Raw genomic sequence first — 19,288 nt, forward strand, 5'->3', positions numbered from 1 at the left:
ACGGCAGCCGGCGCAGTGCCATTGAGCGGCACTTGCTATTGGTACTGTTACTGGTACTTGGCATTGATCTTGTCGATGGTGCCATCCGCCTTCATGGCAGCGAGGATCTCGTTGAGCTTGGTGATGAGCTCATCGGGCGTATCCTTGTTAAACGCCAAGCTCATCTGGGTTTCCTTGAACACGAAGACCGGCTTGGGTGAGGCCACCTTCTCCTTGCTGGCCAGATAGGGCGCCAGATACTGGCCGGTTGCCCAAAGATCGATGCGGCCCGCCTCCAGTTTCTTCACGTTGGCGGTATCGTTGGCCGCCAACTGCAACTTGGCAAATCCCTGGGCCTTGAGATATTCGGCGGCCGCATCACCGTTATAGCCACCCACCGAATACTGCTTGGCATCTTCCAGCGACTTGACCGTGATATTGGCGGTCGAACTGGAGAAAAACACCCAGTTGTTATTGACCAGCGGCCCTACCCACTTGAACAGTGCTTCCCGCTCCGGAGTGCGGGTCGTGGAGTAGAGGGCGGTATTGGGGGTGCCGAGGGTATCTTCGTACGCCCGTTTCCAGGGCATCAGGGTCAGCTTGTATTCGACTCCAGCACGCTTGAACAGCTCTTCGACCACCTCGGTCGACAGTCCGACAATCTTGCCCCCCTCTCCCTGCATGTTGAATGGCGGGTAATCCTCGGTCATCACGTTCAGTGGCGCAGCCTGAACAGCGCTTATCGCCATCATGGAAGAGACTGAAAAAATTGCACTTTTCCACAGCAGTTGATAGTTCATTGCAACCTCGCTTTGCTTGCCATTCATCCCTGAACATCCGCCGTTACCGATGGCGGTGCACGTTTGACCCGCTGGGGTCATGCCGGCTTTCACGGCTCGCCGCCCACCCATGTGCAGCAGCAAACAGATCCGGATTTTGCCTGTGCGCAACGAAACGCAACCGGCGAGGGAGGCTCACAACAAATCGAGGTGGAAACATGCCAGGGCAGCATAAGGGGAGTGTGGAGTGGGGCGGATAAGCCTCTGCCATACAACAGCGCCGTGGCAAAGAAGAAGCGCATCGTTTTATGACAGGGGTCTGGGAGAGAAATGATATAAAACGCCAACATCCATTTTCCCATACTGCTCGAGGAGACCTCAGAGCCAAACCTGTCCTTTAGCTAAGGTCACGAAAAGAGATACGTCAAATGAGAATGCTAACCCCCTCATCTGCTTCCAGATTAGATTCCAGATGAGCTCCGCCGAGCCAAAAAGTGGCGCGAGATACCCGAAAAACAGAAGGCCACCGCGAGGTGGCCTTCTCCAAATCAACAATAAACGTCTGGTGGAACTCAGTCCTTGGCCGCGTCCATCACACCCTCTTCGGAGTGCGCAGGCAGGATCAGGTTGAGCAGGATGGCGGCAACAGAGGCCAGGCCAACGCCGGCCAGCGCGAAGTCGCCAATCTTCATCTCCAGCGCACCGACACCGACGGTCAGAGTCACGGCGACGATGGCGATATTGCGTGACAGTCCCAGGTCCACCTTGGATTCCACCAGCGTCTTGAGACCGATGGCGGCGATGGATCCGAACAGCAGCAGCATGATACCGCCCATCACCGGCATCGGGATGGAGGTGAGCAGCGCATTGAACTTGCCAAAGAAGGCCAGAATGATGGCAAACACCGCAGCCCAGGTCATGGTGACCGGATTGAAGTTGCGAGTGATCATCACGGCACCGGTCACTTCGGCGTAGGTGGTCACGGGTGGGCCACCGATGAAACCGGCGAAGCAGACGCCGATACCGTCACCGGCCAGCGTACGGTGCAAACCCGGATCCTTGGTGTAATCCTTGCCAGTCACGCCACCAATCGCCAACACGCCACCGATATGCTCGATACAGGGGGCGATGGCTACCGGCAACATGAACAACGCAGCAGCCCAGTTGATCTCCGGGGTTTCGAAGTGGGGCAGCGCCAACCAGGGGGCGTTCACCATGCCATCGAAACTCACCTGGCCCATGAAGACCGCCGAGACATAACCGGCAATCACACCGCACAGGATGGGGATCAGCTTGATCCACCCCTTGCAGAACACAGCTGCAATCAGGGTGACCGCCAGCGAGATACCGGCCAGTGTCAGCGCAGTTCCCGCAGGAACCACCTGCTCACTACCGGCGCGGCCCATCGCCATGTTGCAGGCAACCTGCGCCACAGAAAGACCGATCACCATGATCACCGGGCCAATCACCACGGGGGGCAGCAATTTGTGCACAAACCCCATCCCTTTTGCCCGGATCAGCGCAGCCAGAATGAAATACATGAAACCGGCGGCAAACAGGCCAAACATGGTGGATGGCAATCCCCAGGTCTGGGTGGCGTAGATGATTGGGGCGATGAAGGCAAAGCTGGAACCGAGGAAAATCGGGACCTGGCGGCGGGTGCAGAGCTGGAACAACAGGGTGCCCACACCGGCGCCAAGCAGGGCCATGGAGGGGTTCAGTCCGGTGAGCAGGGGCACCAGAACCATGGCGCCGAAGGCGACAAACAGGATTTGCAGCCCGGCGACACTTTGCTTGACTAAGGAAAACATGGATGTCCTTAATTTTTTGATAACTGATGGGGATATTTATCACTTTTCAGTCATCACAAGACTTTTTCAAGGCGCGAAATGAACACAAATGCGTCACTCGTTACCTTTTACTGCTTGGGAAGGGCATGAAACTGGCTTTTTAGGCGGGATTCGTTGCTACAAGCATCGAGTATGTGATTTTACGCATTATTGTGACGAACGCCAATCGTTTTTCCATCATGTTTATTGTGTTCATGGTCAAAAATGCCGCCACCAAGGGGCGCTCTATAATGGATCCTGTGAATCAAGATGGACAAGGAGTCCCCATGTCACAGCCCCCATTCAAGGCCAGCCAGCGCAGATTGCTGATCGGCTCGGCCATCGCACTCGCCCTGTTTGCGAACCCGTTCAGTTATGATTTCGCCCAAAATGAGTGGCAAATGAATCAGGCCTATGCCAAGTCCTGCTTTATCGCCGGCACTCGCATCACGATGGCCGATGGTTCCACCCGCCCGATAGAAACGCTCCGGGTCGGTGAACAGGTGCTGGATCAGCACGGCGGCAGTAACCGGATCCTGGCGATCGAACGGGTCATTCTGGGCAAGCGCAGACTCTACGGGATCAATGATCTGCCCCCGTTCTTTACCGCAGAGCACCCTCTGCTGACCACTCGGGGCTGGGCGGCCATCTCACCAGCCATGACCCGAACCGAAAACCCGCAACTGGCGGTGCTGCCGCTATTTACCGGCATGCAGATAATGTGTCGCCCGGCACCTGCCATGGTGACGGGCAATCTGGCCCTGCAACCCCAGCCGGAATTACTGCTGGTTGAGTCACTCTGCTGGATCGAGGCATCTCCCACTACCGCACTCTTCAATCTGCTGCTCGATGGCAGCCACAACTACATCGCCAATGAGCTGATCGTTCACAACAAAGATGGCGATGGTGGCAGTGGGGGCAGCAGTGGTGGAGGCAGCAACAGCGGCGGTGGCAGCGACAACGGCGGTGGCAGCGACAGCGGCGGTGGCAGCGACAGCGGCGGTGGCAGCGACAGCGATGGGGGCAGCAACAGCGGCGGAGGCAGCAACAGCGGTGGTGGCAGCAACAGCGGTGGTGGCAGCAACAGCGGTGGTGGCAGCAACAGCGGTGGTGGCAGCAACAGCGGTGGTGGCAGCAACAGCGGCGGAGGCAGCGACAGCGGCGGTGGCAGCGACAGCGATGGGGGCAGCAACAGCGGCGGAGGCAGCAACAGCGGTGGTGGCAGCAACAGCGGTGGTGGCAGCAACAGCGGTGGTGGCAGCAACAGCGGCGGTGGCAGCAACAGCGGCGGAGGCAGCAACAGCGGCGGAGGCAGCGACAGCGGCGGTGGCAGCGACAGCGATGGGGGCAGCGATGACAGTGGCGGCCAAGGCGAGCATGCCGGCGGAGAGCAGCATGGTGGAGGTGAACGGCATGCTGGTGGAGAAAAACATGCAGGGGGAGAACGCCATGGGGGTGGCCGCGGATTTGGCAATGGCGTTGATGACAACGGTGTAGATACCGTCGATGCCAATGGCAACAAGCTCAGAGGTGACGGCACCATCGATGACAACGGCGTGGATGCCGTCGATGCCAACGGCAACAAGCTCAGAGGCGATGGAACCATCGATGACAACGGCGTGGATGCCGTCGATGCCAACGGCAACAAGCTCAGAGGTGACGGCACGGTCGATGACAACGGCGTGGATGCTGTCGATGCCAACGGCAACAAACTAAGAGGTGATGGCACGGTCGATGATCGCCAGCAAGTACTTACCGATGAGCAGGAGCGGGCGCTGCTCAACAACGGCTTTCGCCAACAGGGGCAACCATGATGCGTTATCTGCTAACACTCCTCCTGCTCGGCCTCGCTGGCTGCGCCACGGTCGACACCCCGCCGCTTTACCATCAGATGGATAAGGCAGATGTTCAACTGGCCAATCAGGCACTCGCCAAGGCGCTGGAAACCCGTACCAAAGGCCAAAGCCTCACCTGGTTCAATCCAGCTAACCGTCACTCGGGTAGCGTCACCCCGCTACGCACCTTCCGCCATACCAGCGGGGAGTGGTGTCGCGACTATCGCGAGCAACTCTATATCGGCAAGGCGAGCCAGCAGTGGCAGGATACCGCCTGTCGCAATCAGCAAGGGCGCTGGCGGCCATTGCGAACTTAGTGAATGCCACGGGGTAAACGAAAGGGGGTAGCAGCGCTACCCCCTTGTCATCTTTACCGACCCGTTATCCGAGCGGTGAATATGCGGTTATACCCGACGATAGGGCAGGTAAACCGGCTCCCACATGTGGTTGAGGATATGCTGCTGCAAATCCTGACCGATCAGCGGGTGGGAGGGATCCCGGCGCACGATATCCTTGAGCACGGCGGTCGCCACATGCACCGAGATGCTGCGCAGCTCGCGAATGCGGGGATACACGGCTCCTTTCGCCAGGTCCACCTCACTCACGCACTCGGCCAGCGCAAAGGCGGCGGTCGTGAAGACATCGGGTGTGATCTCGCGGAGCTGGCTGACGATGGCCGCCAGACCTACACCGGGGAAAATAAAGACGTTATTGCCCTGCCCGACCCGGAACTCCTGCCCCTCGTAACTCACATCCTTGAACGGGCTGCCAGTCGCGACAATGGCTTTGCCCTTGCTCCAGCGGTAGATATCTTCCGGCAGCGCTTCACAGTTGGCGGTCGGGTTGGAGAGCGGGAACACCATGGGGCGCTCGCAATGCTGCAGCATCAGCTGGATATGCTCTTCCTGGAAGGCCCCGCCCGAGCCGCTGGTACCCAGCAACACGGTAATGGGCACATGACGCAGCACATCGGCCAGATTGGCCTTGCCGGGCACCTCGGTCTCCCAACCCGCCAGCAGCAACCCTGGCTTGGCGTAGCGACGCTTGTACTCGTCGAGTCCGTCCCGGTTGTCGCACACCAGCCCCTGGGTATCCAGAATGTAGATGCGATCGCGGGCCGCCTGCGGATCCATCCCCTCGCGGATCATCCCCGCGCAGATTTGATCCGCGACACCAACCCCACCGGCGCCAGCGCCATAGACCAGATAGTTCTGCTGGCCCAGGGTCTCCCCCTTGACCTTGACCGCGCCGATGATACCGGCCAGCACCACGGCACCGGTGCCCTGAATATCATCGTTGAATGACGGCAGTGACTGCTGGTAGCGGGCCAGATTGTTGAAGGCATTGGATTTGCTGAAGTCTTCCCACTGCAGCACGGCATTGGGGAAGTGGCGCTTGACCCCCTGCACGAACTTGTCGATGAACTCCTCGTACTCCTTGCCGCGAATACGCTTGTGGGGGCGGCCCAGATACATGGGGTCATCGAGCAGTTTCTGGTTGTCGGTGCCCACATCCAGCGCGATGGGCATGCAGCAGGCGGGGTGAATACCGGCCCCTAGGGTATAGAGCGCCAGCTTGCCGATGGGGATGCCCATGCCGCCAACACCCTGGTCGCCGATCCCCAGAATGCCCTGGCTGTCGGTGACGACTATGATGCGGATCGATTTGGCATCGAAGTGACGGGCCTGACTGCCCATATCATCTACGTTGTCCGGGGTGATGTAGAGGCCGCGCGGCTTCTGGAAGCGGTGGCTGAACTCCTGGCACGCCTTGCCCACGGTCGGGGTATAGATGTAGGGAGTCATCTCCTCCACATGGCGTGACAACAGGGCATAGAAGAGAGTCTCGTTGCGATCCTGCAGGGCACGCAGGTTCTGGTACTTCTCGATATCGCTGCAAGCGCTCTTGAACCCCTCATACACTCGCTCGAGCTGGGCTTCAAAAGTTTGTACCTGAGGCGGCAGCAAACCATCGAGATCAAAATCGGCCCGCTCCTGTTCGGTGAAGGCCGTGCCCTTGTTGAGGTATCGATTGTTAAGCAGATCAGTGCCGGTCAGTGCAACGGGGCGAAAATCCTGTCCCTGTGCATCTTTCCACAGCAGATATTGTCCGGTAGCCATAGTCATTCTCTTTGATTTACGTGAAATTGCCGTTCGGCAGGAGAGCAAGACTCATAATGAAATCAATCATATGACGTTTACTCGATCGGTTTTGTGAGCTTGGGCATACCCTGCGGCCAAAATAGGCGCCCGGCGACCCCGACGAGACAAATATCCACGGCAAGGAATGAGACTCATGTTAGCATTGCGGGCAACCCAGCCCCTTTCACCGCATCACAGCCGGGAGTGATCTGATGCCCTCGCCTCTGCCAGCCTGCGTCCCCTTCTTCCTGCCATGCGCCTGATCCCGCTGCTTGCTCTGTGGCTGTTTCTGACCTGCCAGTCGGCTCTCGCCGCACCGGGCCGGGTGCTCAACATCATCGTGGGTGAATGGCCCCCTTTCGTCTCCGAGCAATCAAAACAGCACGGTCCAGTGGCCCACCTCATCAGCGATCTGTTCAAGGAGGCGGGCTATGAGGTGAAGTTCCACTTCGCCCCCTGGGGTCGGGTCTATTCGCTGGCGGCCAACAGCCAGCTCTACGACGCCACCGCCGTCTGGATGCACAAACCGGAGCGGGAGCAGGATTTTCTGTTTAGCGAAGCGGTGCTGCAGGAGCAGTTTGTCTTCTTCTCCCTCAAATCACGGCAGTTGCAGGCAGAGCGCCTTGAGCAGATCATCGGCATGCGGTTGGGGGGCGATATCGCCTATAGCTACGGGCCCGAGCTGGACAAGATGGTGGCCGATGGCAAGGTAACCCAACAGAAAGTCACCGACGTGAAGCAGAATTTCGGCAAGCTGCTGCGCGGGCGGATCGACCTCTATCCACAAGAGCTGCGAGTCGGTCTGGCCGAGTTGCAGAGCCAGCTCGACCCCGCCAGCGCGGCACTCATCACCCACAGTCAGACCCCTTTTCTGCGCAACGACAGCTTCGTGATGTTCCCGCGCAAGATGCCGGATTCAGCCAAACTGCGGGATCAGTTCAATCAGCAGTTGCAGCAGGCCATCGCCAGCGGACGTTATCAGCGCTACTTCGAACGGCTGGCCCGGGGGGGCTATTAACCTTGGCGAGGCAAAAACAGAGGGGATAAAACAACGGTGGCGGCCCTTTGTTGCCGCCACCTCTGTGATGCTTGTCAGCTGCAGGCATTAGCCGCTGATGCCCACCTCCAGCTTGAACGGCGTCTTGGCCTTGCTGCTCTCGGCCGCCCCCATCTGGTAGACCCGAATGGTATAAGTGCCCTTGGCAGGCAGGGTTGCCTCAAAGTTGTTCCCGTCACGAGAGCCAACAAAGATCGCCTCCCCCTTACTGCCCGGCGGCAAAATATTGAAGTAGGGCTTGCCGGTCAGGATCACCACCATGCTCTGGCCCTTGTTGGCCGTCAGCTTGTAATCGAGGGTCTGGCTACCTTGAATAGTGCCGTTGATAGTCGCCCCTGACTCCCCCTTCTTGAACTGCACCTGCTGGGTCTTGATCCCGTCAGCCGCCTGCGCCACGCCCGCAATACCACCGAAGAGCGCAGATGCACATACCGCTGCCAGCCATGCTTTTCTCATCATTTGTCATCCCTTGTGTGAATGGAACCCCTGTTACTGTTGCTCAAGGTGGCCCAAAAAACCATCGCCGTTTGCGGCATCGTTCAATCAATTTGCCATCACCATCGACCCGCCATCAAAAGGGGCGCCGCAGCGCCCCTTCTCTTTATTCTTTGTCGACCATCAGCTTGATTTCCCCGCCTTGGGCTCATCGAGGGTGTGCTTCACCTCTTCATACCAGAGGTCGTGGTGCTCCTTGGCCCAGGTCTCGTCCACCTCGCCGGTCACCATCCCCTCCAGCGCCCCTTCCAGCTGGAACAGGCCCATGTAGATATGGAAGATAAAGCCGCAGATAAGGATCAAGGCGCCTACGATATGGATAAAACTGGCCCACTCCATCTGGCGGCGCAGCTGGCCGAAGATGGGGAAATCGAGGAACAACCCGGTCGCCACCACAATGCCGCCAAACCAGATCAGCAACCAGAAGATCGCCTTCTCGCCACCGTTGGAGAAGCCAGCCGAGGGGTGGCTTCCCTTGTGCTTGCCGAGCATGCCGCCAAACTTCATGAACCACTGCACATCCACCATGTTGACGATGTTGTGGCGGAACCACTTGATGAGCACCCCCATCAGGCAGAGGAAGAAGAGCGGCCCCACATAGTTGTGGAACACCTTGGCAAACCAGATCCAGTTCTCCCACACCCCGAGGCTCACCACCGGCTTGATGAAGTACTTGCCGTAGATGATGGCCAGCCCCGACCCGGACAGGGTCAGGAACATGGCCGCCGTGGTCCAATGCAGCGCCCGATCCAGCCGGCTCCAGCGCTTGAGCTTGCGCCCGGTGCGCGGTTTGGAGAGCTTGGTCTGCCCCACCACCAGGTACATCAGACCGCACATGGCCAAGGAGCCGAAGATGGCGATGGCACCGAGCGGCGACACCCACTTGGTCTTCACCTCGAACCAGAGTTGGCCCGGCACCGAGATAAGTACCCCGTGCTCCGGCGAGCGGGAGGTGGTGACCCCCTCCTGCCCATCCTTCACCGCCCGCCAGTAATCGGCGCCGGCAAAGCCGACCGCCTCTTTCTCGGCGTCAGCGAAACTTGCGGTACTCACCAGCAGCAGGGCAGCAAACAGGGCCATTAGCCAGGTTTTCATGCCGCCCCTCCCTGCTTGTTCAGCTTGCTGGCGTCGTGGAACAGCTCTTCATCGCTGCCCCAGGCCGCATCCTTGGCACCACGATAGGCAACCCGCTCGCGGAAGATATCGGAGATAACCTGCGCATCCCCGGCCAGCAGTGCCTTGGTGGAGCAGAGCTCGGCACACATGGGCAGCTTGCCCTCGGCGATGCGGTTGGCACCGTACTTCTGGCGCTCCGCCTCGCTGTGATCCTCTTCCGGGCCGCCAGCACAGAAGGTGCACTTGTCCATCTTGCCCCGATCGCCAAAGGCAGCGGTCTTCGGGAACTGGGGCGCCCCGAACGGGCAGGCAAACAGGCAGTAGCCGCAACCGATGCAGAGATCCTTGTTGTGCAGCACTATGCCGTCGTCGGTGTGATAGAAGCAGTCGGCCGGGCAGACCGCCATGCAGGGGGCGTCGGTGCAGTGCATGCAAGCGACCGAGATGGAGGTCTCCCCCGGCAGGCCATCGTTGAGGGTCACCACCCGGCGGCGCTGGATGCCCCACTCCAGGGCATCGTCGTTCTCGTTCTTGCACGCCGTCACACAGCCGTTGCATTCGATGCAGCGCTTGGTGTCACACATGAATTTCATTCTGGCCATGAGATCAGGCTCCTACTTTGCGAAAACGGCACAGGGTGACCTTGGTCTCCTGCATCTGGGTGACCGGGTCATAACCATAGGTGGTGACTATGTTGACCGACTCCCCCAGCACATAAGGGTCTGACCCTTCCGGATATTTGGATCGCAGATCCTGGCCCTCGAAGTGGCCGCCGAAGTGGAACGGCATAAAGGCGAGCCCCGGTTTGACCCGCGGGGTCACCAGCGCCTTCACCTTGACCCGGCCCCCTTCCGGCCCCTCGACCCACACATCCTGACCGTCGCGCACCCCGACGTCGTTGGCATCCGCCGGGTTCATCTCGACGAACATCTCCTGCTGCAATTCAGCCAGCCAGGGGTTGGAGCGGGTCTCATCGCCGCCCCCCTCGTATTCGACCAGACGGCCCGAGGTGAGGATGATGGGGAACTCCTTGCTGACATCCTTCTCCTGCACCGAGGCGTACTGGGTCGGCAGGCGCCACAGGCTCTTCGAATCAGGCCAGGTGGCGTAGTCAGCCAGCAAGTCGCGGCGCGGGGTATAGAGCGGCTCGCGGTGCTTGGGCACCTGATCCGGGAAGGTCCACACCACGCAGCGCGCCTTGGCGTTACCGTAGGGCACGAAGCCGTGCTTGATGGCCACCCGCTGGATACCGCCGGAGAGATCTGTCTTCCAGTTCTTGCCCTCGGCCTCCTTCTTCTCGGCCTCGGTCAGCTCATCCCACCAGCCGAGCTGCTTCATCAGGTCGGCGGTGATCTCGGGATAGCCATCCTCCACCTCGCTCCCTTTCGGCCAGGAGTCTTCGGCGAGCAGCGAGACGCCCTGATACTCGATGCCGAAACGGGCGCGGAAACCGCCGCCCCCTTCGGAGACCGGAATGCTGGTGTCGTAGAGGATATGGCTGCCGGGGTGTTTCATCTCCGGGGTGCCCCAGCAGGGCCAGGGCAGACCGTACACTTCGCCATTGACCGGGCCGCCCTCGGCCTTGAGGTTGGTCTTGTGGAAGGTGTGCCAGTTCTGCTGGTGCGCCTTGAGCCGCTCAGGGCTCTGGCCGGTGTAGCCTACACTCCACATGCCGCGGTTGTATTCGCGGGTGATGTCTTCCAGCAGTGGCTGGTTGTTCTCCACCTTGATGTGCTTGAACAGCTCATCGGCAAAGCCGAGCTTCTTGCTCAGCAGATACATGATCTCGTGGTCCACCTTGGATTCGAACAGGGGTTCTATCACCTTGTCGCGCCACTGCATGGAGCGGTTGGTGGCAGTGACGGAACCATAGGTCTCGAACTGGGTGGTGGCCGGCAGCAGGTAGACGCCGTCGGTGCGATCGTTCATCACCGAGGCGACGGTGGGATACGGGTCGACAATCACCATCATGTCGAGCTTTTGCATCGCCTTCTTCATCTCCGGGCCGCGAGTCTGGGAGTTGACCGCATGGCCCCAGTAGAACATGGCGCGGATGTTGGAGCCCTGCTCGATGAGATCGGCGTTCTCCAGCACCCCGTCCACCCAGCGTGAGACCGGAATGCCGTTGTTGTTCATCGGCAACTTGCCGTTGTAGGCCTTGTTGTCGAAGCGGGCCTTGATCCACTCGTAATCCACGTCCCATACCCGGGCCCAGTGCTTCCAGGAGCCCTCTTCCAACCCGTAGTAGCCGGGCAGGGAATCGGAGGTGACGCCAAAGTCAGTGGCGCCCTGCACGTTGTCGTGACCGCGGAAGATGTTGGTGCCCGCCCCGCTCTTGCCCACGTTGCCGAGGGCCAGTTCGAGGATGCAGTAAGCGCGGGTGTTGTTGTTGCCGGTGGTGTGCTGGGTACCGCCCATGCACCAGACCACGCAGCCGGGGCGGTTGTCGGCCAGCAGCTTGGCAGCGCCATAGACCTGCTGCTCGTTGAGGCCGGTCACCCGCTCTACTTCGGCCGGGGTCCAGCGCGCCACCTCTTTTTGCACCTCGTCCATGCCATAGACGCGGGTGCGGATGAACTCTTTGTCTTCCCAGCCGTTCTTGAAGATGTGCCAGAGCATGCCCCAGATAAAGGCAACGTCGGTGCCCGGACGCAGGGAGAGGTACATGTCCGCCTTGGCGGCGGTGCGGGTACGGCGCGGGTCGACCACCAGGATCTTGCAGCCGTTACGCTCTTTCGCCAGCAGGATGTGCTGCATGGCGACCGGGTGGGCCTCCGCCGGGTTGGAGCCGATAAACATGATCGACTTGCTGTGATGCATGTCGTTCAGGCTGTTGGTCATGGCGCCGTAGCCCCAGGTGTTGGCTACACCTGCCACCGTGGTGGAGTGGCAGATCCGCGCCTGGTGATCCACGTTGTTGGTGCCCCACAGAGACGCCATCTTGCGAAACAGGTAGGCCTGCTCGTTGGAGTGCTTGGCGGAGCCGAGCCAGTAGACGCTGTCGGGGCCGGACTCCTTGCGAAGGCGCAGCACTTCGTTGCCCACCTCTTCGATGGCCTGATCCCAGCTGATACGCTGCCACTTGCCGCCCACCAGCTTCATCGGGTACTTGAGGCGACGCTCACCGTGGCCGTGCTCGCGCAGGGCCGCCCCCTTGGCGCAGTGACCGCCAAGGTTGAAGGGATGATCAAAGGCAGGCTCCTGACCGGTCCAGACGCCGTTTTGCACCTCGGCATAGACGCCGCAGCCCACTGAGCAGTGGGAGCAGATGGTGCGCTTCACCTCGACCGGCACGTCGGCCGCCACAGTTTTGGCCTCGGCCCGCTGCATCATGGCTGGCGCCAGCCAACCGGCGGCCACGGCGCCACCGGCCACCAGACCCGAGTTGACCATAAAGGCGCGACGGGTCAGCCCCTGACCGCGAATGGCCTCATTGCCCTGCTCGCCCACTTGGGGCTGCTCGGCACGTTTTGTCAGTTTCATGAGTTCTCCTTCACTGATCCGGCTCAGTCAGTGCCGCGCAGGGTGCGATAAAAGTCGTGAACATGGGGGGTCTCCCGATAGCCCTTGTCAGGCTCGGTGTCGTGGGTCAGCACCTCTTTGCCCACCACCCGACCGGTGGCACCGGCCAATACGCCTATGGTGGCGACCACGCCAACTCCCTTGATCAGATTGCGGCGGGACGGGTCTTTCAGCTGTTCATCGCTCATTCTTGTGACCTCTGTTGTTGTTCTTGCTGGCGCCTGCGCGCCAGCTTCGCGTCCAATGGGATATCTCGTCTGCTCGTTTTGTTATGCACAGCGTGTTATGCACAGATAAGGGCGTTCAGCCCGGCACCACGCAGGCGCCAAACGGCAGGCGCAATTCGTTTTCCAACTTGAAGAAATCTTCGGCAAGGGCGCCGACCGCCCGGTAGAAGCTGCCCCCTTTCGCCTGTTGCTGATCGCGGCAGCAGGCGAGTACCCAAGGGGCAAGGTGGCGTTCATAGAAGCGGTTGCGATCCGGGTGTTGCTCGCCAATCAGTACCGCCATTACCTCACAGAGGGCGGCCAGATGATCTTCCGGCTCGCACACTCCGCTCTGACGCTCAAAACCGAGGGACTGCAGATCTGCGCGCAGCACCGCCAGCGGCAGCTCCATCAAAGAGCCGGTGAGATACCAGGAGGCAAACGGCACAATCTCCCCGCGCCCCAGCCCGATAAAGAGATCCTGATACTCCTCGGCAAGCTCGTTTTCGTGGTGGCTACTGGCCGCCAGCTGCACCAGCCCCAGCCCTCTGGCAAAGGGGCCCGGCATAGCCTGCAACCCTTGCAGCCAGGCGAGCTGTTCGCCACGGGGGGCGGCGCGCCAGAGGCTTGCCAGCAGGGCGTAGAGATCGGCGCTGCTCTGTTCCAGTTCGGTCATGGTCAATTCGCCAGCCTTTTCGTTATGTTGTTCACTCATCACTGGCCCTCACACCTTGAGCTGGGAGACGGGATCCGCCGCCAGCGCCGCAAACACATCCTTGACCCGACAGTCCTCGCACATCAGCAGCCGCTGGGCGGCCTCGTTCTGGAAGTGGGAGTGACCGGCCAGTTTTTGCTGGATGCGGCGGATCATCGAGGCGGGCGCGAACGGCTTGGAGCAGCGAATGCAGCAGGCGGCCTCTTCGGCTTTCAGGCTCTGCACGGCGCGGCGCGCCTCGGGCACGGGTTGCAGACGGGGCGTGAGCACGATGGCCTGCTCGGGGCACGCCTTTTCGCACATGCCGCACTGGATGCAATCCTGCTCGATAAAGTTGAGGCCCGGCGCATGACCCACCGCATGCAGGGCGCGGCTCGGGCAGACCGCCACGCAGCCCATGCAGAGGGTGCAGTCAGATTCTTTCAGCTCCACACTGCCGTATGGGGCGCCATGAGGCACCGCCAGCGGCTCGCAGCTCCCTTCGTTGGCCTGCCAGAGGACATCGAAGGCGGCAAACAGGTTTTCCCGTTTGTCTCCTTTCAGCGGCTTATCCAACAGGGCAACGGCTGGCTGCACGTAAAGAGACTCATCCATTTCGGCATCGCCGTTAAACAGGGCGATACGATTGGCAGCAAGCCCAGCGCCCGCCAACAGCACGGCGGCGCTGGCCAGCTCCCGCTCAACCAGCGCACGGACGCTTGCGGGGGCATCGTCGCCCAGCGCAATGCGCACCGCGCTGGCGCCATAGGCGAGGGCGGCGAACCAGCTCTCGATACCCAAACTGGCGCTCTCCTCCACCCAGACTGGCAGCCAGTTGGCGGGCAAACGGGTGAGTTCGGCCTCCACCCATTCGCGCTCGTTTTCACCGGCGATCAGCAGCTGGGGCGCTTCGCCCCCCGCCTCCCGGTAGTGCTTGAGCAAGCGCAGCAGGTAGTCGCCGCTGGTGTTGGCGTCGGGCTGGTGATAGGCAATCGCCCCGGTCGGACAGGCCGTTGCACAGCTGCCAAAGCCCTGACAAAGATGGGGATCGATCTGGATGCGACCATTGATGGGCTTGAGGGCATCGGTCGGGCAGACATCGAGACAGCGGCTGCAACCGGGCACGCCGCGGGCGGTAAAGGCGCAGGCCTCGGGGTCGAGGCGAAAATAGCGCGGCTTGTCGAAAATACCGGTCAGCGCGCAGAGCTCGGCAAGCCGTTCGGCCAGCCCTTGATCATCGGCAAGATGCAGATAACCGACCGGCGGGCGCTCCAGCGCAAAGAGCGGGGCGCGGCCCAGATCAGCCACCAGATCAAAGCGCGGTTCGTTCCCCACCGTCGCTTGTTGTGGAAAACAGAGCGCCGCCAGATTAATCCGCTCGCCCTGTCCGTTAAGGCCGGTAAGCTGGAACTGCCCCAGATACCCTGTCAGGCCCGGTTCGCGCAGGGTCAGGGCCGCGAGGGATGCAGTGTCATCGAAAATAGATTCGAGATCGGCCGCCTCGGCATCGTGGACCGCTTCGCTCACCAGCAGGGTGGGCTTCACCCCGGCGGGCAGCAGGCTGGCAGCGCGGCGAATGCGATCTTCCGGGCCGACCAGCAGCAGGCGCCCCTGACTCTGGTAAGAGACAGTGGCCGGGATCAGGTTGTCGGTCTTGACCGTATGCTGCAGGGCATAGGCGCGAGCGCGCGCGTTATGCTCGGCCGCCCCCGCCCCATGGGCAAGATTGGAGGCCAGATTTGGGCTCAGATTTGGCAATGTTTGTTCAGTGCTCACATACGCTCCTGTGCGCGCCACCTCATGGGATGGGCGCTTGTTGGTAAGCCGAGAGAGCAAGAGGCGAGCCAACTCCCCCGGAAAAAAAGTGACTGACAGGGAGTCAGGATCTTGAGGGTTCCATTCCCTCACCTTTGGTTGGGACATTTTGTCCACCAGAGGAAACCAAAATGTCCCGATCGTCGGTGTGGGTTTGAGAATGGTTATCAGCCAGCCCATGCGGCTCGGCGGCAGATTCGCTGACAAGCGCAACCGATTCAGCGGATCCACTGGCCGGATTGGCCGATTCACTCTCCGGGGCGGTCACCTGATCCACCAGCCAGTTGCGCAGCCCGGCGGTCAGGGCCGCAGGCAACAATTCGGGCTGGCTGAAATCCTGGGTGTAGTCGTCGAGCCCATCCGGCTTGTGGCTGCGAAACATGGCCCGCAGCGCCTCCCTGTCGGGGAGTTTGGCCTTGCCCGGCTGGGCTGTTGTTAGCAGCGGCTCGCTACTCTCGGCCCCTTCAACGGCAAGCGGCTCACAACTCCCCTTGTCAGTGCTGACTACGGGGCTATCCAGCGCAGAATCTGGAGTTTCAGCTTCGCCACTGCCTTCGATGGGGGCGGCAACAGCCTCGGGGCTAACCTCTTCCCGTGGCTGCAATACCTGATGCTTGCGCGCCTCACTCTTGCGAGACGACCAGCGCTTAAGGAACTCACTCATGGGCGCGATTTCCGCTGTCACTGCCACGCTCGCGGCCATCGGGGCCGGTGGCTTTAACGGCACCGCAGCTCGCTTGATCTACCGTATCGACACCGAGCTGATCCTGCGCCCGTCCCTTGCCCTTCTTGCCCTTGCGGCGGGCCTCCAGCAGCTCGCCGTGGCGACCGATAAAGGCCTCCACCCAGGCTTGCAGCGCCTCGGGCAGCGGGCAGGAGAGCACCTGCCGCTCGCCATCCATATAGGCGGCGGCCACGGTCTGGCTCAGGGTCAGTCCATCGGCCACAAAGCCATTGTCCACGCGGCTTCCGGTGACAAAGAGGCGGGGCGAGCCGGAGCTCAGGTTGAAGCGATAATCCCCCCGCTCATCGCGAAACAGGGTAAGGGGCAAGGCGCCAGCAGCCTCGGGCTCGGCGGGATGAAGCGCCGCAATCTCGAAACGGCGGCTCTGCCAGCGGCCAACCTGGCTGTCGATGGCCCTTAACTCCAGTTGCAGCCAGCGCTGCGGGGGCAAGGTATTGGTTGTCTCTTGCACTGTCACGGCTCCCATCAGAAGGTCTCTGCCGGGCCGCCCTCCCCCGTAATCCACCCCGCTCGGGGCGGATCACGGCAGGAGATTTATGGCGGCCACGGCCATCAATGGGATAAGACTTAGCAAGAGTGGGGCCAAGGCAGGTTTGGTAGTTGATGGAGGCATTGCTGCGGGTTGGCGGGTTGGCGCGTTGTGCGGGATATGGATCGGCGCGGGCGTAGGTTGGTGCAGAGCGCAGCGAAGCCCAACATACGGAGTAAGACCAATGTACAAGATAAATTAAATTTTTCAGTTTGTTAGGTGTAACTGGCTGGGTTATGGAAACTGAAATTTTGAAATGGTATAGGGCTGGGAGGGAACTGTGGCTAGTTCGCCACGGAGAAGATATTTTGAACTGTTTGTATCCGGTCACACAGGGCGTGAACTGATAACTACGGGATTCACTAAGGCGGCCTCACTTGCCTGCACGAAACTTTAAGCAGCTTCGCCAAACTGAACAGGTAAGGTGGGCACCCCTTCATGCTTGGGACTAGCTCCAGATCCTCGATAGTTCGATCATTGTTAAATGAACATATAGCCTCAAGTGATGGCACAAAAAAGCCCATCGGAACACTATCGTTCCGAATGAACTCTGCAGCCCTAGCAACGGCCTCTGCAATGAGAGAAGCGTCAAAGGGAGCTCTACAGTCATCACGTTTGATAACTACCAGTTTCACTTAAATGTCACCTTCGTTCCTGTCAGCAAAATCTCTACCCTTAGAAACAACATACTGCTGCTTCAGTATGAAGCTCGTACCGGAGGAATCGGCGGTTCCCCCTAGTAAAACGTGAGTTAGTTGTAAGCGAACTCAAATGCATGTGAACGGTTCATATGAACCTCCTTATTAAGAAAACTATGCAGCTTTCTTGGAGTCAGTAGTAAATCAAATAATCAGCTTGCTCTAGGCGCTAAAACCTCCTCGACCATGAGTTCTGCCAAGGACTCACAGCAACATCTATGACCTTCAGACACCAACAAAATAATTCCATGCTAGACGTATGAGTTCCCGACCAAATTGATAAACCGCGCCTTTTAAAAAGGTTCTGGTGAGTCCATCACTCGTCGGAACTGTTTCATGCTTGCCTTTACGGGTCGTGGGTTGTTTGTTTTTTGTGTTTTCTTTTCTGCGTCGCGACATATCAATTTTCCTTGATATGAGGGACGCCTAACTCTGCGTTTGCCGAGGGTAGGAACGGCATCAAGAGATATTGGGTAGTGTGGGTAGAACTTCAAGACCCATTGGAAACATTTCTTATAAAAATGAGGATTGGCACCAAGCCAGCGGAGGGAGTGTACAGGGCTGTAGGTTCGAATAGCGGAGCGTATTCGGACGATCGAGTATCTGACGATTGGTTGATTCGGTCATTCCGACGGCTAAACGATAAATCCGTTAGCCGGTCACTCCATTTTCTGTCGAGACTGGTCAATCATGCCGCACCAATTCGGCGGGGAGATACCGCTTGCTGCGTAATGATGAACTGTGGAATAAGGCCAAGCGGCCGTCCCCTTTTCTTTTCGTAGCCGAAAAACCAAGCATAGCGTCACGACCCGGCGATATGCGCACGAGTGCAAGGCTGCAAATCTCGCGATCGTCCGAATACGCTCCGCTATTCGAACCTACTCAACCGCATGGAGAGAATCTCGCCCAAAGTAATCTGGAACAAAACTTGCTGTATCCCTCCCCTTAGATCCCGGCAACCGGTCGCGAGGGGCCCATGACACCGACCTTTATCAAAAGCAATGCCGCAGCCCAGCTCACCATGGCCGTCGAGGTGATGGATGAGCAGGGCACAATGAACACCCGCCAAATCGCTTGTGAGCGGCCACTGACTGTCTACCTCAACTGGAAGGAGATCGTAACCCTGATGACGCTGGGGGCCCGCCCCGAGGCGCTGGTGCTGGGTTATCTGAAAAATCAGGGCTTTATCGAGGATATTGCGGCCATCGAGTCGGTGATCGTCGACTGGGAGAGCGAGGCCGCCGCCGTGGTAAGCAGTCAGCAGGCCGCCGATCTCGACAAGTCACTGGAGAAGAAGACGGTCACCTCCGGCTGCGGTCAGGGCACCATGTATGGCAGCGTGATGAAGAAGCTCGAAGGGGTGGTATTGGCGGCGCCCGAGCTTAAACAGAGCACCCTCTACGCCCTGCTCAAGGCGCTGTCGGCCCATAACGAAACCTACAAGATGGCCGGTGCCGTGCATGGCTGCGCCATCTGTCGCGGCAGCGAAATCCTCTCCTTTGTCGAGGATGTGGGACGTCACAATGCGGTGGATACCCTGGCGGGCGAGCTCTGGATGCGCGGTGAGAGTGGCCACGACAAGATCTTCTACACCACCGGGCGACTCACCTCGGAGATGGTGATCAAGGTGGCGCAGATGGGCATTCCTGTGCTGCTGTCGCGCTCCGGCGTAACCCAGATGGGGCTGGATCTGGCCCGCCAGCTCGGCATCACCATGATTGCCCGCGCCAAGGGGCGCCATTTCGAGGTATTCAGCGGTCACGACCATATGGTGCTGGACGAGAAGCCGCCGGTGCTGGCGCCCGGTTCGGCCGGTCGCGGGATGCGGGACTAAGCCATGAACGAGTT

At 59.9% G+C, this 19,288-nt stretch carries 16 protein-coding genes; 4 read left to right on the plus strand and 12 right to left on the minus strand.

The annotated features are described in order from the left end of the window. Nucleotides 1–47 precede the first annotated feature (47 nt). Nucleotides 48–779: an ABC transporter substrate-binding protein gene (locus tag AB5Y73_RS20820; protein ID WP_005334783.1), complete on the minus strand. Its 732-nt coding sequence runs from the start codon at nt 777–779 to the stop codon at nt 48–50. Between the two features lie 551 nt (nt 780–1,330). Next, the gene (locus tag AB5Y73_RS20825) at nt 1,331–2,569 is read right to left on the minus strand and encodes a uracil-xanthine permease family protein (protein ID WP_005334784.1); all 1,239 of its coding nucleotides are present in this window, start codon (nt 2,567–2,569) and stop codon (nt 1,331–1,333) included. Between the two features lie 305 nt (nt 2,570–2,874). Between AB5Y73_RS20825 and AB5Y73_RS20830 the strand changes: the two genes are divergently transcribed. Further along, nucleotides 2,875–4,401, plus strand: coding sequence for a hypothetical protein (locus tag AB5Y73_RS20830; protein ID WP_181497136.1), 1,527 nt, complete (start codon nt 2,875–2,877; stop codon nt 4,399–4,401). After that, nucleotides 4,398–4,739 (plus strand): RT0821/Lpp0805 family surface protein, encoded by a 342-nt coding sequence (locus AB5Y73_RS20835; protein ID WP_040065365.1) that lies wholly within the window; start codon nt 4,398–4,400, stop codon nt 4,737–4,739. The genes AB5Y73_RS20830 and AB5Y73_RS20835 overlap by 4 nt, the downstream gene beginning before the upstream one ends. An 87-nt stretch (nt 4,740–4,826) precedes the next feature. Here the strand turns inward: AB5Y73_RS20835 and AB5Y73_RS20840 are convergent, their stop codons facing one another. Next, complete coding sequence (locus AB5Y73_RS20840) at nt 4,827–6,542, minus strand: NAD-dependent malic enzyme (protein WP_043822449.1); 1,716 nt, start codon at nt 6,540–6,542, stop codon at nt 4,827–4,829. Nucleotides 6,543–6,816: 274 nt separating this feature from the next. On the opposite strand from AB5Y73_RS20840, the gene AB5Y73_RS20845 reads away from it, so the two are divergent. Beyond that, entirely contained in the window at nt 6,817–7,581 is a 765-nt protein-coding gene (locus AB5Y73_RS20845) for an ABC transporter substrate-binding protein (protein ID WP_181497135.1), read from the plus strand. A gap of 87 nt (nt 7,582–7,668) precedes the next feature. Here AB5Y73_RS20845 and AB5Y73_RS20850 read toward each other — a convergent pair whose 3' ends face one another. From AB5Y73_RS20850 to AB5Y73_RS20890, 9 genes are all read right to left on the minus strand, one after another. Beyond that, entirely contained in the window at nt 7,669–8,079 is a 411-nt protein-coding gene (locus AB5Y73_RS20850; protein WP_227274116.1) for a DNA breaking-rejoining protein, read from the minus strand. Between the two features lie 159 nt (nt 8,080–8,238). Further along, complete coding sequence (locus AB5Y73_RS20855) at nt 8,239–9,210, minus strand: formate dehydrogenase subunit gamma (protein WP_005334792.1); 972 nt, start codon at nt 9,208–9,210, stop codon at nt 8,239–8,241. Further along, nucleotides 9,207–9,833 carry a formate dehydrogenase FDH3 subunit beta gene (gene fdh3B / locus AB5Y73_RS20860; RefSeq protein WP_368148448.1) on the minus strand — a complete coding sequence of 209 codons (627 nt, stop codon included), beginning with the start codon at nt 9,831–9,833 and terminating at the stop codon, nt 9,207–9,209. Before fdh3B ends, AB5Y73_RS20855 begins: the two co-directional genes overlap by 4 nt. A 4-nt stretch (nt 9,834–9,837) precedes the next feature. Beyond that, nucleotides 9,838–12,714, minus strand: coding sequence for a formate dehydrogenase subunit alpha (locus tag AB5Y73_RS20865; RefSeq protein ID WP_181497133.1), 2,877 nt, complete (start codon nt 12,712–12,714; stop codon nt 9,838–9,840). 23 nt (nt 12,715–12,737) lie between these two features. Next, complete coding sequence (locus tag AB5Y73_RS20870; RefSeq protein ID WP_005303194.1) at nt 12,738–12,941, minus strand: transcriptional initiation protein Tat; 204 nt, start codon at nt 12,939–12,941, stop codon at nt 12,738–12,740. Between the two features lie 115 nt (nt 12,942–13,056). Next, complete coding sequence (locus AB5Y73_RS20875; protein ID WP_069554024.1) at nt 13,057–13,674, minus strand: molecular chaperone; 618 nt, start codon at nt 13,672–13,674, stop codon at nt 13,057–13,059. A gap of 9 nt (nt 13,675–13,683) precedes the next feature. Then, complete coding sequence (locus AB5Y73_RS20880) at nt 13,684–15,429, minus strand: 4Fe-4S binding protein (RefSeq protein ID WP_181497132.1); 1,746 nt, start codon at nt 15,427–15,429, stop codon at nt 13,684–13,686. 103 nt (nt 15,430–15,532) lie between these two features. Next, nucleotides 15,533–16,132, minus strand: coding sequence for a DUF3306 domain-containing protein (locus AB5Y73_RS20885; RefSeq protein ID WP_181497131.1), 600 nt, complete (start codon nt 16,130–16,132; stop codon nt 15,533–15,535). Further along, nucleotides 16,125–16,679: a DUF3305 domain-containing protein gene (locus AB5Y73_RS20890; protein WP_107683652.1), complete on the minus strand. Its 555-nt coding sequence runs from the start codon at nt 16,677–16,679 to the stop codon at nt 16,125–16,127. The genes AB5Y73_RS20885 and AB5Y73_RS20890 overlap by 8 nt, the downstream gene beginning before the upstream one ends. A 1,737-nt stretch (nt 16,680–18,416) precedes the next feature. On the opposite strand from AB5Y73_RS20890, the gene AB5Y73_RS20895 reads away from it, so the two are divergent. Continuing rightward, entirely contained in the window at nt 18,417–19,274 is an 858-nt protein-coding gene (locus AB5Y73_RS20895; RefSeq protein ID WP_107683650.1) for a formate dehydrogenase accessory sulfurtransferase FdhD, read from the plus strand. Nucleotides 19,275–19,288 lie beyond the last annotated feature (14 nt).

Origin of the sequence: Aeromonas sp. s7(2024), assembly GCF_040907825.1 — a bacterium.
Taxonomy (GTDB): Bacteria; Pseudomonadota; Gammaproteobacteria; order Enterobacterales; family Aeromonadaceae; genus Aeromonas; species Aeromonas veronii.

Excerpts from the sequence above, each read along its gene's own strand:
- AB5Y73_RS20875 (WP_069554024.1), bottom strand. The coding sequence starts at position 13,674 with ATGAGTGAACAACATAACGAAAAGGCTGGCGAATTGACCATGACCGAA.
- AB5Y73_RS20845 (WP_181497135.1), top strand. The coding sequence starts at position 6,817 with ATGCGCCTGATCCCGCTGCTTGCTCTGTGGCTGTTTCTGACCTGCCAG.
- AB5Y73_RS20870 (WP_005303194.1), bottom strand. The coding sequence starts at position 12,941 with ATGAGCGATGAACAGCTGAAAGACCCGTCCCGCCGCAATCTGATCAAG.
- AB5Y73_RS20890 (WP_107683652.1), bottom strand. The coding sequence starts at position 16,679 with ATGGGAGCCGTGACAGTGCAAGAGACAACCAATACCTTGCCCCCGCAG.
- AB5Y73_RS20895 (WP_107683650.1), top strand. The coding sequence starts at position 18,417 with ATGACACCGACCTTTATCAAAAGCAATGCCGCAGCCCAGCTCACCATG.
- AB5Y73_RS20820 (WP_005334783.1), bottom strand. The coding sequence starts at position 779 with ATGAACTATCAACTGCTGTGGAAAAGTGCAATTTTTTCAGTCTCTTCC.
- AB5Y73_RS20825 (WP_005334784.1), bottom strand. The coding sequence starts at position 2,569 with ATGTTTTCCTTAGTCAAGCAAAGTGTCGCCGGGCTGCAAATCCTGTTT.
- AB5Y73_RS20855 (WP_005334792.1), bottom strand. The coding sequence starts at position 9,210 with ATGAAAACCTGGCTAATGGCCCTGTTTGCTGCCCTGCTGCTGGTGAGT.
- AB5Y73_RS20885 (WP_181497131.1), bottom strand. The coding sequence starts at position 16,132 with ATGAGTGAGTTCCTTAAGCGCTGGTCGTCTCGCAAGAGTGAGGCGCGC.
- AB5Y73_RS20850 (WP_227274116.1), bottom strand. The coding sequence starts at position 8,079 with ATGATGAGAAAAGCATGGCTGGCAGCGGTATGTGCATCTGCGCTCTTC.
- AB5Y73_RS20840 (WP_043822449.1), bottom strand. The coding sequence starts at position 6,542 with ATGGCTACCGGACAATATCTGCTGTGGAAAGATGCACAGGGACAGGAT.
- AB5Y73_RS20835 (WP_040065365.1), top strand. The coding sequence starts at position 4,398 with ATGATGCGTTATCTGCTAACACTCCTCCTGCTCGGCCTCGCTGGCTGC.
- AB5Y73_RS20830 (WP_181497136.1), top strand. The coding sequence starts at position 2,875 with ATGTCACAGCCCCCATTCAAGGCCAGCCAGCGCAGATTGCTGATCGGC.
- fdh3B (WP_368148448.1), bottom strand. The coding sequence starts at position 9,833 with ATGGCCAGAATGAAATTCATGTGTGACACCAAGCGCTGCATCGAATGC.
- AB5Y73_RS20865 (WP_181497133.1), bottom strand. The coding sequence starts at position 12,714 with ATGAAACTGACAAAACGTGCCGAGCAGCCCCAAGTGGGCGAGCAGGGC.